The 16,571-nt window shown below is 45.8% G+C and carries 13 protein-coding genes; 8 read left to right on the forward strand and 5 right to left on the reverse strand.

Features of this window, described 5'->3' with window-relative positions; translation table 11 throughout:
- Positions 1-8: 8 nt before the first annotated feature.
- Positions 9-851: an NAD(P)-dependent oxidoreductase gene (locus GFS24_RS22730; protein WP_153663582.1), complete on the forward strand. Its 843-nt coding sequence runs from the start codon at positions 9-11 to the stop codon at positions 849-851.
- On the opposite strand, the gene GFS24_RS22735 is transcribed toward GFS24_RS22730, so the two are convergent.
- From GFS24_RS22735 to GFS24_RS22745, 3 genes are all read right to left on the reverse strand, one after another.
- Positions 846-1,748: an alpha-1,2-fucosyltransferase gene (locus GFS24_RS22735; RefSeq protein WP_153663584.1), complete on the reverse strand. Its 903-nt coding sequence runs from the start codon at positions 1,746-1,748 to the stop codon at positions 846-848. The genes GFS24_RS22730 and GFS24_RS22735 overlap by 6 nt on opposite strands.
- 99 nt (positions 1,749-1,847) lie before the next feature.
- Complete coding sequence (locus GFS24_RS22740; RefSeq protein ID WP_153663586.1) at positions 1,848-3,563, reverse strand: GMC oxidoreductase; 1,716 nt, start codon at positions 3,561-3,563, stop codon at positions 1,848-1,850.
- Between the two features lie 13 nt (positions 3,564-3,576).
- On the reverse strand, positions 3,577-4,110 hold the full coding sequence (locus GFS24_RS22745; protein WP_153663588.1) for a gluconate 2-dehydrogenase subunit 3 family protein: 534 nt from the start codon (positions 4,108-4,110) through the stop codon (positions 3,577-3,579).
- 103 nt (positions 4,111-4,213) lie between these two features.
- On the opposite strand from GFS24_RS22745, the gene GFS24_RS22750 reads away from it, so the two are divergent.
- From GFS24_RS22750 to GFS24_RS22770, 5 genes are all read left to right on the forward strand, one after another.
- Entirely contained in the window at positions 4,214-4,810 is a 597-nt protein-coding gene (locus tag GFS24_RS22750; protein ID WP_153663590.1) for an RNA polymerase sigma factor, read from the forward strand.
- 94 nt (positions 4,811-4,904) lie between these two features.
- On the forward strand, positions 4,905-6,065 hold the full coding sequence (locus GFS24_RS22755; RefSeq protein WP_153663592.1) for a FecR family protein: 1,161 nt from the start codon (positions 4,905-4,907) through the stop codon (positions 6,063-6,065).
- A gap of 269 nt (positions 6,066-6,334) precedes the next feature.
- On the forward strand, positions 6,335-9,595 hold the full coding sequence (locus GFS24_RS22760) for a TonB-dependent receptor (protein WP_153663594.1): 3,261 nt from the start codon (positions 6,335-6,337) through the stop codon (positions 9,593-9,595).
- 27 nt (positions 9,596-9,622) lie between these two features.
- On the forward strand, positions 9,623-11,071 hold the full coding sequence (locus GFS24_RS22765; RefSeq protein WP_153663596.1) for a RagB/SusD family nutrient uptake outer membrane protein: 1,449 nt from the start codon (positions 9,623-9,625) through the stop codon (positions 11,069-11,071).
- A gap of 15 nt (positions 11,072-11,086) precedes the next feature.
- Positions 11,087-13,072 carry an FAD-dependent oxidoreductase gene (locus GFS24_RS22770; RefSeq protein WP_153663598.1) on the forward strand — a complete coding sequence of 662 codons (1,986 nt, stop codon included), beginning with the start codon at positions 11,087-11,089 and terminating at the stop codon, positions 13,070-13,072.
- A 34-nt stretch (positions 13,073-13,106) separates the two neighbouring features.
- On the opposite strand, the gene GFS24_RS22775 is transcribed toward GFS24_RS22770, so the two are convergent.
- Positions 13,107-14,000 carry a DMT family transporter gene (locus tag GFS24_RS22775; RefSeq protein WP_153663600.1) on the reverse strand — a complete coding sequence of 298 codons (894 nt, stop codon included), beginning with the start codon at positions 13,998-14,000 and terminating at the stop codon, positions 13,107-13,109.
- A 1-nt stretch (position 14,001) separates the two neighbouring features.
- Positions 14,002-14,601: a J domain-containing protein gene (locus GFS24_RS22780; RefSeq protein ID WP_153663602.1), complete on the reverse strand. Its 600-nt coding sequence runs from the start codon at positions 14,599-14,601 to the stop codon at positions 14,002-14,004.
- A gap of 123 nt (positions 14,602-14,724) precedes the next feature.
- Between GFS24_RS22780 and GFS24_RS22785 the strand changes: the two genes are divergently transcribed.
- Positions 14,725-15,315, forward strand: coding sequence for an RNA polymerase sigma factor (locus GFS24_RS22785; protein WP_153663604.1), 591 nt, complete (start codon positions 14,725-14,727; stop codon positions 15,313-15,315).
- Between the two features lie 70 nt (positions 15,316-15,385).
- Positions 15,386-16,528: a FecR family protein gene (locus tag GFS24_RS22790; protein ID WP_153663606.1), complete on the forward strand. Its 1,143-nt coding sequence runs from the start codon at positions 15,386-15,388 to the stop codon at positions 16,526-16,528.
- Positions 16,529-16,571: the final 43 nt, after the last annotated feature.

Raw genomic sequence — 16,571 nt, forward strand, 5'->3', positions numbered from 1 at the left:
AAAAAGATATGGTAAGAGCATTTTTAGGCATGGGCCTGTTAGGTACGAATTTCGTAAAGGCTATGCTGGAAAAAGGAGAGACAGTGCAGGTATGGAACAGAAGTCCGGAGAAAGCTACGGCACTGGAAGCTGATGGGGCAAAAGCATTTGCATCAGCAGCAGATGCAGTGAAAGGGGCAGATCATATTCATATTGCTGTGAAGGACGATGCCAGTGTAAACCAGGTGTTGGCTGCAGCTGTTCCTGGTCTGAAGGCCGGGGCTGTGATCATTGATCATACTACTACTTCTGCGGAAGGGGCGATACAGCGTACAAAGGAATGGAAAGAAAAGGGATTTACTTATTTACATGCGCCGGTATTTATGGGCCCTGCCAATGCAAGGGAAGGCAGTGGTTATATGCTGGTATCCGGAGATCAGGGGGTGATTGAAAAAGTGCAACCGCTGCTGGATAAAATGACGGGGAAGGTGATCAATTTTGGACCGGAGGAAGGAAAAGCTGCCGGGATGAAACTGATCGGCAATTGCTTCCTGATCACTTTTTCTGCAGGTTTGGCGGATACTTTATCACTCGGCAAGGCCTTACATATTTCAGCACAGGATATCGGGTCTTTGTTTGATATCTGGAATCCTGCACAAATGGTGGCTACCCGCCTTCAGCGTATGAGCAGCGGGGATTACAGCAAAGCTTCCTGGGAGTTGAACATGGCACGCAAGGATACACAGTTATTCATGAATACCAACGGAGCACTGGCTGTGATACCAGCTATTGCTGCTGAAATGGACCGCTGGATAGAAAAAGGATTTGGTAACAGTGACTGGACTGTTATTGCGAAGGATGCAGTATCATAAACGCATCCATCCTTCGGGCAACAGGTCTTGTGTGTCTTTGGGGCCTAAGCGGGCAAACCATTGTAATGGCGCCACTACCTGTTTGCCTTTATGGTTGCATAACCATGCAGCCCACCATCCGAAACTGCTGTTAGGAATAATGTAATGTTTGCAGGCGATCATCATCCGGAAAATATCCCGGTATTTTTCTCCGGCATACATTAGCGGAACGAAAGTAGCGGGAGATTGGAAATGCAGGTTAGCTTCGCACCAGGCTATATCATCAGAGAAGATGTAAAGATGCGGGTCTTTTACTTTTTGCCGTATCCATTTTTCTGCGCGCATATAATAGTCCACATCCATAGCGCCGTGATAAGGATTGTTGACGTATTCTTTTCGCCGCACGTTTACGCATACCGCTTCACTTTGCAGGATACGTTCCATGAGCGGAACAGCTGTTGCTCCGAGCGGGTGCTGAAAGCTAAAATCAGCACGGATAATGGGCGCATATTTTCTGAAATATTTTTCTGATTGCCAGAACCCGTCCAGGTATGCGTCAGGGCCTGCTTTGAGCACGGAAGGTGCATAATGGAAGCAGCGTTCACGTATGTTTGTTTGCGGAATACCAAGCAATGTTTTTACAAGTCTATCTGCCCGTTTAACCGGGATCCATTGGTTACGGACACGTTTTACTTCTTCCGGATCAGCAACCGGAACCTGGATGCGGAATATGTCCAGGTCAAAATTGCGATGCACAAAACCGGCTTCGCGTTTAGCAGCATGATCATGCAGCCAGTTAAGGTCCAGTTTAAGTGTGGTTTGGTGTTGCAGGCTCAGGGCCTTGCCCAGTGCATATTGGAACATCTGGTTGCCAAGCCCGCCCATGAGTTTTACAATGATCATACCGAGGCTTTCCATAACAAGACGGGTAATGTTCCTGTAAAAGTTGGGTGAGGCTTTCACTAAATAAAAAAAGCTGCCCTTGTACAGGGCAGCTTTTTTTATAAAAGTTCTTTCTTACAAATTTTGTTTCTTCATTTCACTCACGGCATAATCTGCTGCCCTGGCTGTGAAAGCCATATAAGTGAGGGTAGGATTTTGTGTGCCGGTAGAGGTCATGCAGGCGCCGTCTGTAACAAATACATTCTTGCAGGCATGCAGCTGATGCCATTCATTCAGTAAAGAAGTTTTTGGATCATGCCCCATGCGCACGCCGCCCATTTCATGGATATCCAGGCCGGGCCTGCGATCCGTGTTCTGTGTTTTTATATTGGTGAATCCTGCTGCATCAAACATTTCACGCATCTGCTCATAATAATCTTCCCGGATCTTCCAGTCGTTATCATCATACTCCACTGAAATGCTGAGTTGGGGAATGCCCCATGCATCTTTCTGGTTTTTATCCAGCCGCACATAATTACTAACTTTTGGAATGGTTTCTCCCATCATGTGCGAGCCTACTTGCCATGGTCCCAGTTCTGTTTTCGCCAGGTTGTCCTTTAGTGTTTCGCCGATCCCTTTGGAGTCACGGGATTCTTTGCGCCGGGCACTGAATGCTGCGGCATAACCACGGAGAAAATCAGTTTCTTGTTTGAATACATTCCGGAAGCGGGGAATGTAACCTCCTCCGGCAGGATTGCGGCCATCTGTTTTATATTCCAGCAGTCCATCATATTCTGCACTGATGGTAGCGCTGTAATTATGGAAAGCCACGTATTTTCCCATTAAGCCGTTATCATTTCCCAGGCCCTGCCGGAACCTGTTGGAAGTAGAATTCAGAAGAATGAGATTGGTGTTCAGTGCGGAAGCGTTTACGAAAACGATCTTTGCAAAAAAATCAATTTCTTCTTTTGTATTTGTATCGATCACTTTCACGCCGGTTGCCTTTCCTTTTGCTTCATCATATATAATGGAGTGTACCACTGAAAAAGGCCGTAAGGTGAGGTTGCCTGTTTTTTGTGCCCAGGGCAGGGTAGATGCATTACTGCTGAAGTATCCGCCGAAGGGGCAGCCGCGCTGGCAAAGGGTGCGGTTCTGGCATTGTACCCGTCCCTGATCAAAATGGATCTGGTTGGGTTTGGAAAGATGTGCACAACGGGCACTGATCACGTGCCTGTTTGGATATTTTTCTTTTAATGCTTTTTTGAAGTGATCTTCTGCGGCGTTAAGCGGAAAAGCGGGGAGGAATTCACCATCCGGCAGTTCTGCCAGGCCATCCCTGTTTCCGGAGATACCTGCAAAACGTTCTACGTAGCTGTACCAGGGGGCAATGTCTTTATAACGGATAGGCCAGTCTACTGCGAAATCATCACGGGCTGGTCCTTCAAAATCAAAGTCGCTCCAACGTTGCGTTTGCCTTGCCCATAGCAATGACTTGCCACCTACCTGGTAACCACGGATCCAATCGAATGGTTTTTCCTGTACGTAAGGATGCTCTGCATCTTTTACAAAGAAATGCCGGGTATCTTCATGATAGGCATAACAACGGTTAACGATGGGATTCTCTTCCTGTTCTTTCCTTGGAATTTCATTGCGGTGTTCAAATTCATAAGGGAACATGTTGGTAGTTGTATAGTCTTTCACATGTTCCACCGGGCGGCCGCGTTCCAGCACCAGTGTTTTTAATCCTTTTTCTGTAAACTCTTTGGCTGCCCATCCGCCACTGGCACCGGAGCCGATCACAATCACATCGAAGGTGCGCTCTTTAACACTATCTATTGCAAGATTTGCCATGTCTATAATTTTTTTATGCTGGGAAATAACCGTTGTACCTGCCGGGAACCAATTCGTATTTTACAATATTGGTCATCACATATTTGGAATTGAGATATCCCTGTATGGTTTTGCTTTTAGTGATATCGTAGAATTTTTTAACCGGATCATCTTTCTTCTTTCCTTCCTGGATCACTTTTAATACTTCTTCCCGTTTTGCCGGGGTGGCATCGGCAAAGGAAGTGCCACTCTGCTTTTTGAAGAAGTCGTTAAAACCGGCCAGCCCTTCCATATATAACTTTTGATTTTCGGTTGTATAACAATCATCCACCATCTTTAATACAAAGAGATGTAGTTTGAGTGACTTAGCGCCGGGTGTGGTTGTTTCCGGGATAAGGGTTTCTGTTAATGCCGCCAATAAGTTTTCGTCGTCTTCACTGATGGTGAGGTTTTGCAGCTGTATGCTGGCTTTCCCCGAGTTGCGGTAACAGGCAGGTAGTACCATTGCCCCACCGGCTATGATCAATAAATGGCGGATGGCCGTTCTCCGTTTTATTAATTTGTCCATCGTTTTTTCTTTAGCTTGTCGGGTAAAATACTAATTTTCGGAACGTTTTTTTTATTACTTTTAGTTATCAACCTAACAAAGAAAATTCCCGTCCTACAGGATTATGCAGAAAGTTCCACATAGTGAAAGTGAATTGTTGCGCCTGCTTGCTTCCGGAGACCAGCACGCATACCAGGTTATATTTGAACGCTATTGGGACCCCATTTATTCTACCGCACTTCTTCTTACCAAATCACCCGCCCTGGCAGAGGACGTGGCTCAGGATGTATTTACCATGATCTGGGAAAAACGTGCCGGCATGGCCGCAGTGGACAAACTGGAAGGATTCCTCTTTATTACTGCCCGTAATATGATCTATACTAAACTCCGTAAACTGGCTTCCGGCCAAGCTTACCGGCAGCATATCCTACATTGCTTTCCGGAGCAGGAGGTGGTAAGGGCAGATGAAAGGGCAGAATTCAGGGAGTTGGAACAAACTATCCTGGCAGCCATACAGCAGTTGCCGCCCCAGCAGCAGAAAGCTTTTAAACTGAGCCGCTTTGAGGGGATGCGGCATGAAGAGATCGCGGTAACGATGGGCGTTTCCCGGATCACCATTAAAAGTTATATCGTACAGGCCATTGCCACGCTCCGCAAGGCTTTGGGCAATCATCCTTCCGGCGCCCTGGTCATTTTATGGGCTTTCCTTTTCCTCCGTTAATTTTTTTTTGAAACCGGCACCTCCTGTTTGGGGAGTTGTGCGTCTTTATACTGTTACCGGGCTTCCGGGTATCCTATCATTCACGTTACACGTTATGGACCAAAAAACATTTTCCGCATTATTGGAAAGGTTCCTCAGTGAGGACCTCAGCCGGGAGGAGGTTTCCCGGTTACTGGATTCCCTCCAGGACGACGCTATGCGGCAACAATGGGAAGAAGCCCTCACTGCCTTACTGGAGAATAAAACTGTTCACGGTCTTTCTGATCCGGCCCGCATGCAGGTTATCCGCGAATCCATTGTAGCGGGTACAAAAACACCGCGTTTCCAGCTACTTAAAAAATTATTGCCATATGCTGCAGCTGCGGCACTGATTGCTTTTGCTGTAATATTCCTGTTCCAACCTTCCCCGCCTGCTTTAAAGCAGGTTGTGAAAGAGAATAAACTGCACCAGGTGGTGCCGGGTGGTAACAAAGCTGTGCTCACTTTGGCGGATGGTACACAGATCACGCTGGACAGTACAGGGAATGGGGCTATTGCCAGTCAGGGAAATGTGCAGGTGATAAAACTGGATAGCGGACAGTTGGCTTATAACGCGGCAAAGGGTGGTAAAGGGAATGAGATGAGTTATAATACGCTTGTTACGCCAAGGGGCGGGCAGTTCCGGATCATTCTTCCGGACGGTTCTAAAGTGTGGCTGAATGCAGCTTCCTCTCTGCATTTCCCTACTGCATTTAATGGCAAGGAAAGAGAAGTGCAGCTGATAGGAGAGGCTTATTTTGAAGTGGCAAAGAACCCGCAAATGCCATTTAAAGTAAAAGTGAATGAAATGGCGGTGCAGGTATTGGGTACTCATTTTAATGTGATGGCTTATCCGGATGAAGCGAACATCAAAACCACCTTGCTGGAAGGTGCTGTGAAGATACAGCATGGGGCAAAGGCGGTGCAACTGAAACCTGGCCAGCAGGCACAACTGAACACCGCAGGGAATATATCTGTTAATGAGGGGGTGGATATGGAAGAAGTGGTAGCCTGGAAGAACGGGTACTTTCATTTCAACCATGAATCGCTGGAAGGTATGATGCGCCAGATAGGCCGCTGGTATGATGCAGAGATAACGTATGAAGGTAATATCTCTGACCGTGAATTTGGTGGTAAGATAGAAAGGGGAAGCGACATTACAGAAGTGCTGAAGATACTTGAACTGAGTAAAGTGCATTTCAGGATCGAAGGTAAAAAGATCATAGTAACACCATAATATATATAGTTCCTTTTATTCCTTTTTTGAAAAAACAGACGTTATGAAAAAACACTGATAACACTTTTGCCCGTAAAAAAAGCCGGACCCGAATTGCAGTCGGACCCGGCACGATCGTAAGGGCAAACCAAATGTTTCCATGGTACATCCACGTTCCTGGCTATAAGCCGGGTGGGATTTTATTACCCTAACAAACCAAAATTATGCATTTTAGTTCTATTCGTACGCGGTATTTTAAACGGCGACTGATTGCCAAAACACTGCTTGTTATGAAGTTCTCCGCAATTATTATTTTGTTCGCATGCATGCAGGTCAGCGCAAAGGGCTACGCCCAAAGTGTGACCCTTTCAGAGAAAAACGTATCCATGGAGAAATTGTTCCGCTATATAGAGAAGCAGACGGGATACGTATTTTTCTTTGACCATAAATTAATAGACAAGGCTGCCGCCATTTCGGTGGATTTCAAACGAACGCCACTGGAAAAAGCCTTAGAGCTGGCGTTGAAAGACCAGCCACTTTCTTATTCCATTATCGGGAAAAATATAGTGATCAAAGCAAAGGAGGCTTTTTCTCCTTATTCACCTGTGAAAGTATTAGCACAGGATACGATGCTGAATATAAATGGCAGGGTAACGGACGAAGCCGGCAATGCTTTGCCTGGTGCATCTGTTGTAGTAAAAGGTACCACAACGGGTACTGCTACGGATGCCAATGGTTTCTTTAAACTGAGGGTGGCCCGCAGTACTATGATCTACGTCTCCTACATTGGATACAAAAGCCAGGAAATGCAGGTAACCAGTGAGCAGCCTATGAGTTTAAAACTGGCAGAGCAGGTGAGCAGTACAGATGAAATAGTGGTGGTGGGTTACGGTACTGTAAAGAAGAGTGATCTCACGGGTTCTTTATCCCAGGTGAAATCCAAAGACATTACTGCCTATCCTTCCACGAATGTGATGCAGGCACTGAATGGCAGAGCTGCAGGTGTGCGTGTGATGCAGAATGGCGGTTCTCCCGGAGGTGGTGTGAGTGTACGTATCAGGGGAGCCAACTCTATCCTGGGTGGTAATGAACCTTTGTATGTGATTGATGGTTTCCCTTATCCGGGTAATCCTACTTTCCTGCAGAACTCGGATATCGCTTCTATGGAAATATTGAAGGATGCTTCTTCTACTGCCATCTATGGTTCCAGGGGTGCAAATGGTGTTGTGATGATCACTACCAAAAGTGGCAGAAGAAAGGACGCTACTTCTGTGGATTTTGAAGCAGGTTATACTTTGCAGACTGTTTCTAAAAAGATGCCGTTGATGAATGCGCAGCAGTATGCTATGTTGTATAACGAGCAGGCTAAGAATGACGGGCTCGCTGCTTATTTTTCACAGACACAGATAGATAGCCTGGGCCAGAATGCAGGTACAGACTGGCAGGACCTTGTGCTGCGTACAGCGCCGATCTACAATGCAAGTGTTACCGTAAACGGCGGAACGGAAAAAACAAAATTCTCCCTTTCCGGCGGCGCTTATCTGCAGGACGGTATTGTAAAAGCCAGTGATTATAAACGTTATAATATCCGCGGTAATATTGAGCATGATATCAGCAAGGTATTCAGTGTTTCCTTTAATACGATCCTTACAAGATTGAACAGTGCCCGTCAGAACTCCAGCCTGGGAAACAGGGGGAGTGATCTTATTGCCGCCATGCTGATGGCACCTCCATCTCTTACACCTTATTTACCCAACGGTTCTTACCGGAGATTGAATACGGCTTATCCTTTTATCTCTAATGTGATCATTAATCCCCTGGTACCTATTGATAAACAGACTGATCTTATTAAAGGAGACAGGGTGTTCACGAATGCGGCGATTACGATCAAACCATTAAAAGGCCTTACGATCAAGATCTCTGGTGGTATCGATAACCTGAATGACAGGGTGGACAAATATTCTGCCATTGAACCTACCACTAACTCTGTAGGTACTGCTACTGTTGAAACTACACAACAGACAGGTTTGCTGAATGAGAACGTGGTTACTTACCAACGGGATTTTAATAAACATTCCTTTACTATCATGGGTGCCTTTACTTACCAGGATGGTACCACCACAACCCTTAATGGTTCTGGTACCGGCTTCCTGAGTGACGTAACGGGAACCGGCAACCTCGGCAGTGCAGCCACACCCGGTATTCCAGGCAGCGGATATAGTAAAGGGGTATTACTTTCCTATCTCAGCAGGCTCAATTATTCTTTTAATGATAAATATCTTTTTACTGCCAGTATCCGCCGGGATGGATCTTCGAGGTATTCAAAAGATAACCAGTGGGCGAATTTTCCATCTGCCGCACTGGCATGGAAAGCTTCAAATGAAGATTTCCTGAAGCAGTCCCGTGTAATATCAGATCTTAAAGTAAGGGCCAGTTACGGGCTTTCCGGAAGTACGGCTATTTCTCCCTATTCCACACTCAACCAACTGGGTACCAGCAATACCATTTTCGGGGATGCATTATACGTTGCATTTGCGCCAGGCACCACATTGCCCGGGGACCTAAAGTGGGAACTTACCAGGCAAACGGACTTTGGTGCAGACATCGGTTTCTTAAATAACAAGCTGCGTTTTACGTTGGACTATTACTACAAAAAAACGTTTAACCTGCTGAATACGGTGAGGCTGCCGGCGTCTACTGGTTATAATACCACACTTCAGAATGTAGGTGAAATAGAAAACAAGGGTTTTGAGTTTGGATTGGAAGCGGAGATCCTGCAACAAAGGGAAGTGAACTGGAGCATGAATGCGAACATTGCCTTTAACCGCAATAAAGTGCTGAAGCTCTATGATGGTCAGGATATACCTGGTGTCGCATTTTATACCGGCTCTATTAATGATTATGTGAACCTTCTCCGGGAAGGCCAGCCATTGGGCGTTTTCTATGGATATAGAGAAACAGGTTATACGGCTACCGGTAACCTGCAATATGAGGACATTTCCAAAGATGGCGCCATCAGTGCTGCTGATAAAACTTTTATTGGTGACCCCAATCCTGATTTCATTTATGGTCTGAATTCCGTAACCAGCTGGAAGGGGCTTGAACTCACCATATTTATCCAGGGTTCTCAGGGCAATGACATCTTTAACCTGAATAAGGCTGCGTCGCTCGATCTGGGTATGGGGCTTAACCTGCCAAGAGAAGTGTATGAAAGCCACTGGACGCCGGAAAATCCCAACGCGAAATATCCGAAGATCACGAGAACACTTGCGGCGAATCTGTCCACAAGATTTGTAGAAGATGGTTCCTATCTCCGCTTTAAGAATATACAGATCGCCTATAACCTGCCTGCTCAGAAGCTGGGTTGGAAATGGATTAAATCTGCACAGGTATATGCCAGCGGCCAGAACCTGATCACCATTACAAAATATTCCTGGTATGATCCGGAGGTGAATGTTTATGGCGGTGCTAACTCCTTCACCCAGGGTATAGATTACTCCATTTATCCGACCAGCAAGTCTGTTACTTTCGGTATCAGGTGTGGATTCTAATCTATTTTCATACACTAATCATTATTTATGAAACATTCTCTTCTTCTCATATTTACCGCTTTGCTAATGGCTTCCTGTTCCAAGTTGCTGGAGGAAAAACCAAAATCCATTGCAGCGGAAGTTTTCTATAATACGCCTGCTGAAGTAGAAGCAGGGCTCAATGCCATTTATACACCCATCAGGGGCAGTGGTAATTTTGGCGCTTTGTATGAATGCCAGCAGGAAATTTATGCTGAATACCTGTACGGCCGGGGCAGCCATGCACCACTGAATGATTATACCGGGCTGGATCAGGGAAACGTTCCCCGGATTGAAGGTATGTGGAGTACGTTTTATCAGTCTATCCGTAATGCCAACATCGTGATAGAAAGAGCACCGCTCGGTAAAGGGCTTCAACCGGCAGATGTACAGAAGTATCTGGCAGAAGCGCGTTTCTTACGAGGCCTTTGCTATTTCTACCTGGTACGCAACTGGGCCGGTGTGCCTTTGCGTACAGAGCATAATACAGACTCCCTCGATCTGCCCAGGGCTACACAGGATGAAGTGTACGATTTCATTTTAGCAGACCTGGAATGGGCAGAGCAAAACCTGACGGATGCTCCACGCCTTATTGGTGCACCCAACAAATTGGCAGCGAAGGCTGTGCTTACAGATGTTTACATGAACCTGCATCAGTATGACAAGGCCAGGGACAAAGCATTGGAAATAATAACATCTAACAAATACTCTCTTGTAAACGTGGCTGTTGTGGCTGATTTTGACAAGATATTCGGACCTGAAGCAAATGGTACTACAGAAGAGATCTTCTATCTCAAGTATTCCCGTAATCCTTCTGGTCAGGGATTTTCTTATCCTCAATACTGCCATTATCCCAATTCAGGTTATTATCCTCCCGGTGGTTTTTATACTTTTTACAGTGATTCAGAGCTGAATAGTTTTGTGAAGAACTGGGATAAGAATGACCTGCGTTATTCCTTTAACTGGTATACACAAACCTTCGGTCTGGGAGCCACTACCATACTGCTTAAAAAGTTCAGTGATAAAGGAGCGGTAACAGCGGGAGGCAATGACTATCCCATGTACCGTTATGCAGACATCCTGCTATTTTATGCAGAAGCAGTAGCACAGGCAGGCGGCGCACCAACTGCAGACGCCATGGAAAAACTAAACATGGTACATCGGAGAGCATATGGTAAAGTAGCTACTGTAGCTGATCCTGTTGGGGATTTTAAACTGGCAAATTATGCCGGCAAACAACCTTTCATTGACCTGGTAGTAAAAGAAAGAGGATATGAAAACTGCGGAGAGGCTAAACGCTGGCTGGACCTTAAACGCCTTGGCATTGCCCAGCAAACCATCCTGGCTGTAAAAGGTAAAACGATGACGGTGCGCCATTTACTCTGGCCAATTCCACTGCCTGAAACCAATTACAACAAAGCGATAGATCCGGTGAAGGATCAGAATCCCGGATACTAAAAAAACAAAACGATGATGAACTTAAGGATAAAATTATTGCTTTGCCTGCTGATACTGACCAGTAGCCTGATGGCACAGGCAGTACGGCAGGTGGATATATGTGTGTACGGTGGATCCTCTGCAGGAGTAATAGCTGCTTATACAGCTAAGAAAATGAATAAATCCGTATTGATCATTGAGCCCGGCAAAAGGCTGGGAGGGCTTACTTCCGGCGGATTAGGATATACGGATATCGGGAACAAATATGCCATTACAGGTATTTCCCGTGATTATTACCGCCGCATTGGCAAACACTATGGTAAGTTTGAACAGTGGATATTTGAACCCAGCGTAGCAGAACAAACTTTTCATCAGTATGTGAAGGAAGCGAACCTGGATATACTTTACCAGCATCGTATCATCAGCGCAAAAAAAGAGAACGGCAGTGTAACGGAAATACAACTGGAATCTTCTGCCGGTGGTGCCACTAAAGTGATCCGCGCTAAGATGTTCATTGACTGTTCCTATGAAGGGGATCTGCTGGCAAAAGCAGGAGTTTCCTATACTGTAGGACGTGAAGCGAATGCACAATACGGTGAAACGTATAACGGTGTACAGTTACTCAATAAACATCAATTCCCTGACGGCGTAGACCCTTATAAAATACCCGGCAAACCTGAAAGCGGCCTCGTGTGGGGGATCAGTGCAGAACCGTTAGCAGAAAAAGGTGCGGGCGACAAAAAGGTACAGGCTTACAACTTCAGGATCTGCCTCTCCAATCAGCCGGATAATATGGTGCCCATCACACAACCGGAAGGATATGATCCAACGCGTTATGAGTTGCTCATCCGCTTAATTGCAAAACATACGCCGGGTGATCTGAATGGTTTCCTGAAATTCGACAGGATGCCCAATAACAAAACGGATATTAATAATAACAACGCTTTTTCTACAGACATGATAGGGATGAATTATAACTATCCTGAAGCAGATTATGCTACCCGTGAAAAGATCACGAAAGAGCATGAGCTGTACAATAAAGGACTGTTATATTTTATCGGTCATGATCCGCGCATGCCGGAGCACCTGCGTAAACAAATGTTGCAATGGGGTTATCCGAAAGATGAATACAAGGAGTTTGGCAACTGGTCTCCACAGATGTATGTGAGAGAAGCAAGAAGGATGGTAGGCGCTTATGTAATGACGCAGGCCAATTGTGAAGGAAAAGAAGTGGTGAAGGATAAAGTAGGCATGGCTGCTTATACGATGGATTCTCACAACTGCCAGCGCATTGTGGTGAATGGTATGGTGAAGAATGAAGGAGATGTGCAGATGGGCGGATTTGGCCCTTATCCGATTGCTTACCGTTCTATTATTCCTAAAGCAGAAGACTGTAAGAATATGCTGGTGCCGGTTTGTTTATCTGCCACGCATATCGCTTATGGTTCTATCCGTATGGAACCTGTATTTATGGTACTGGGGCAATCGGCTGCTGTTGCTGCCTGTATGGCCATCGACAATAAACAGGCTGTGCAGGATGTGGATGTGGAAAAGCTGCAGGAAGTGCTGCGTTTGAAACCACTGGGCACGAATGCTACGGCCGAGATCCTCGTGGATAATGACGATGCCGCACATGTAGAAGTGAAAGGTGATTGGAGAAGAGAAACGAAAGGTGCATACGGCCCCTCTGTATATATTGCAGAAAGCGGTGCTAAAAGTATACGTTTTAAACCGGAAGTAATACGTGATGGTACATACAAGATCTATACCTATGTACCTAAACAACCGGGGTTGTCTGCAACAACAAAGATCAATATTTCTGCAGATGGCAAAACGGTAAAACAAGTTTCATATACCGCAGCATCTGTGCGCGTGGAAGGACAAACCTCAGGGGAGTGGGTAGACCTTGGCACTGTAAAACTGAAAAAGGGTAGCCAGGCTTATGTGGAAATTACGAGTGAGGGAGCAGATGGAGTAGTAGTGGCAGACGCGGTATTATTTATTCCTTTGGATCAAATATAAATCTGTAACTGTTTGCAAATGGCCGGGTGGATGTTTATCCGCCCGGCTTTTCATTTTTTGCGGGTTTGCTGCTTAGCCAGATACCGGCCAGCACCAATACACCGCCAGCCAGTTGCAGGGAGGTAAAAGTATCTTTCAGAAAAATAAAAGCAATTACAGCACCTATCACAGGAATTAAATTGAGGAAGTTACCTACCTGCGCTGCGGGTAAACTTTCCAATGCCCTGTTGTAAAGAAAGTAAGCAAGGGCGGAAGAAAATACGCCAAGATATACCATGCCTGCCCAGGCTTTTCCTGATATGACCGGTATTCCTGTATAGGCTACTTCTATCAATGCAATTGGTATGGACAGCAAAGTGCCGATAAAGATGCTAACGGTTGTAACCAATGTTGTATCGATGTTTTTCAGACTTCTGGACAAGAGGGTGTAAGTACACCACAAACAAACAGCCCCGATCATTAGTGCGCTGCCCAGCAATGCGTTGGAGGACTTCTGCGCATTGCCCACAAAAGCAACAAGTATAACGCCTGTCACAGAAAGCAGAATGCCTGCCATGATCCTTTTATTCAGCCGTTCTTTCAGGATAAGCGCCGCGAATATGGCAATGCCTACAGGTACCAGTCCCTCTATCAGTGCACCGGTGGATGCAGCAATATATCTCATGCCTGTATTGAAGAACAAGTAATATGCCGCAGTGCCTACCAAACCCATTAATGCCAGTTTCAGATAAGGCAGGGGCTCTTGTACCTTTTTCCTTTTTGCTAAATAGAAAGGCAGGAGCACAAGACAGGCAATTATATTACGCAGCGTGGAAGAAAGCAGCGGAGGCATTTCTGTTACCACTATTTTGGTAACGGTGAAGGAGCAGCCCCATATCAGCATAACAAAAACAATGGTGATGATTCCTTTTACGCGGGTTCTATCCATATTAATCTTCTATGTTCAGGTTATTATCCATATTGCCATAACTGCTTACTACATCGTTTTTGAAAATGATGTAGCTATTGTCATAGGACCAGATCTCTACTCCATCATCTTTTGTTATTTTATGCGGTTTACCCTGCGCATGGTATACCTCTTCTTTCTCTGATCCTATTTTAAATGTTCCCTGCTGCGTGTCACTGTCTGTAAAGCTTATGTGATCGTGACTCCAGGGCGGGGAAAACGTGACCCTGCAGATATAGAGCATGATCATTAAGAAAATGATCACTGCACCGCGGGACCGCCGCCATTTCAGAATCGGGCTACTGCTGTTTTCCGGTGGAGGCGGTGTATAAATGGGTTGTTCGGGGATCGGAGCTACATATGGCCTGTTGTAATAACGCAACTGGTGATCATACATTTCTTTTATTGCCGGATCGCGCAGCCGTTCATACGCATGCTGGATCTCCCTGAACTTTTCCTCGTAGTATTTATTGCCGTTATTAAGGTCCGGGTGATAACGTTTGGAGAGTTTGCGATGTGCTGCTTTAACCGTATCGGCATCGGAAAAATCCGCTATTCCCAGAATTGTATAATAGTTGCGCATGATAGGCCAAGAGATATAAATATAATAAGTTCTTCCAAAAGGTAATTATGGATTTCAAACTAATTTGTTACTTTTAACAGGTCTACGTTATTTATGATACAATAATTCCACTATTCCGCTTCCATGGAGTATCCATTCAATGAAAAGGACCTGTTAAGGCATGCTGCAGAGGGTAATTCAACAGCATTTGCCACGCTTTTCAACAACTATAAGGATAAGTTGTATCGTTTCCTCGTGCAGGCAAACGGGTCTCCGGAATTGACAGAAGACATCATCCAGGATGTATTCCTGAAGCTGTGGAAAGACCGCGCTAACCTGGTGAATGTACAAAATTTCGGAGGGTACCTTTACCGTATGGCACAGAACCATGTGATCAATTCCCTGAAGCGGATGGCCACGGAAACTCATATTATACAGGAGTTAAGTAAAAAACAGGAAGACACCTGCTCCGATGTGGAGGAGCACATTTCCCTGCAGGAAGTGAACCGGAGCCTGCACTCTGCCCTCAATAAGCTCACGCCTAAACAGAAACTGGTGTATACCCTCAGCCGGGATAAAGGCCTCCGGCACGATGAGATTGCCCGGTTCCTCAATATCTCTCCCTCTACCGTCAATAACCATCTGATAGAGGCGCTTCGCATTATCCGCCGGCAGTTGCGTACCACGCCGGACAGCTTTACTTTGCTGGCTTATCTCTTCTTTCTCCTTTCCTGAGAATTTTTTTTAGAAAAAACCAGGTATATCCTTCTTCCCGATTGTCTATATAAAGGACAAACTACTCAACATGTTGAGAGAAAGAATGCAATACCTGCTGGACAGGTATTTTCAAGGTATCTGTACAGCAGAAGAAAAGCAGGAATTGGCCGAAGGGATCAATGAATTAAAAGATGACGAACTATTAAAACAGTTGGTTGGGAATACATGGGAACGGTTCCAGCCGGATGAGCCTATGCCTGCAGCTGTTTCCGAGCGGATCCAGGCGGCTGTATTTCCCAAAGTACGCCCCATGCATTATAAAAAATGGCTGGCGGCCGCAGCGTCTTTATTGCTGATCGTAAGCGCGGGTTTGCTATTTATCAAAAAACCTGTGCAGCAAAAGCCGCGGATGGTTGAACAACATACCCGGTACAAGAACGAAGTGCCGGCTGGTGGAAATAAAGCCTTGCTGACATTAGGGGATGGAACCGTTATTGAACTGGATAGTGCAGCCAATGGCGTGTTGACACAACAGGGAAATGCACGGATCATCAAACTGCCTAATGGGCAACTTGCCTACGAATTGAATGATGCAGCACCCGGAGAGGTGATGTTCAATACCATGCGTACGCCACGTGGAGGAGAATACCGCCTGCAATTACCAGATGGTTCCAAAGTGTGGCTGAATGCGGCATCTTCTATTACTTATCCCAATGCGTTTACAGGGAATACCCGGTCTGTACAGATCACGGGAGAGGCCTATTTTGAAGTAGCGCAAGATGCAGCAAGGCCATTTGAAGTACAGGCAGGTAATATGAAAGTGGAGGTACTGGGCACGCATTTTAATATCAACGCTTATCCCGGGGAAGCGGCTGTTAAAACCACTTTGCTGGAAGGGGCTGTGCGGGTGCAGAACGCTGTTTTGAAACCGGGGCAGCAAGCCATCCTGGCGGCAACAGGGAAGTTCCAGGTAGAAGACGATGTGGAAATGGATGAAGTGATGGCCTGGAAGAATGGTTTTTTCCAGTTTAATGATTCGGATATGCCTACTGTGATGCGGCAGCTGGAAAACTGGTACGATGTAACCGTCACTTATGAAGGGGGCGTACCTGTGAGAAGCTTTGGTGGCGCTATGCAGCGATCTTTACCATTGTCCAGGGTGTTGAGCATACTGGAGGAAAATGATGTACGCTTTAAAGTAGAAGGAAGAAATATAACCGTTATGAAATAGTTCAGCTGAAAAAAAGCCAGAAATGCTAGGAACATCTCTGGCG

It is taken from the genome of Chitinophaga sp. SYP-B3965, from assembly GCF_009647655.1.
Classification (GTDB): domain Bacteria; phylum Bacteroidota; class Bacteroidia; order Chitinophagales; family Chitinophagaceae; genus Chitinophaga.

Bases quoted from the DNA above. Each gene is read 5' to 3' on its own strand.
- GFS24_RS22785 (WP_153663604.1), top strand. From the start codon at position 14,725: ATGGAGTATCCATTCAATGAAAAGGACCTGTTAAGGCATGCTGCAGAG.
- GFS24_RS22730 (WP_153663582.1), top strand. From the start codon at position 9: ATGGTAAGAGCATTTTTAGGCATGGGCCTGTTAGGTACGAATTTCGTA.
- GFS24_RS22780 (WP_153663602.1), bottom strand. From the start codon at position 14,601: ATGCGCAACTATTATACAATTCTGGGAATAGCGGATTTTTCCGATGCC.
- GFS24_RS22745 (WP_153663588.1), bottom strand. From the start codon at position 4,110: ATGGACAAATTAATAAAACGGAGAACGGCCATCCGCCATTTATTGATC.
- GFS24_RS22750 (WP_153663590.1), top strand. From the start codon at position 4,214: ATGCAGAAAGTTCCACATAGTGAAAGTGAATTGTTGCGCCTGCTTGCT.
- GFS24_RS22760 (WP_153663594.1), top strand. From the start codon at position 6,335: ATGAAGTTCTCCGCAATTATTATTTTGTTCGCATGCATGCAGGTCAGC.
- GFS24_RS22775 (WP_153663600.1), bottom strand. From the start codon at position 14,000: ATGGATAGAACCCGCGTAAAAGGAATCATCACCATTGTTTTTGTTATG.
- GFS24_RS22765 (WP_153663596.1), top strand. From the start codon at position 9,623: ATGAAACATTCTCTTCTTCTCATATTTACCGCTTTGCTAATGGCTTCC.
- GFS24_RS22740 (WP_153663586.1), bottom strand. From the start codon at position 3,563: ATGGCAAATCTTGCAATAGATAGTGTTAAAGAGCGCACCTTCGATGTG.
- GFS24_RS22770 (WP_153663598.1), top strand. From the start codon at position 11,087: ATGAACTTAAGGATAAAATTATTGCTTTGCCTGCTGATACTGACCAGT.
- GFS24_RS22790 (WP_153663606.1), top strand. From the start codon at position 15,386: ATGTTGAGAGAAAGAATGCAATACCTGCTGGACAGGTATTTTCAAGGT.
- GFS24_RS22755 (WP_153663592.1), top strand. From the start codon at position 4,905: ATGGACCAAAAAACATTTTCCGCATTATTGGAAAGGTTCCTCAGTGAG.
- GFS24_RS22735 (WP_153663584.1), bottom strand. From the start codon at position 1,748: ATGGAAAGCCTCGGTATGATCATTGTAAAACTCATGGGCGGGCTTGGC.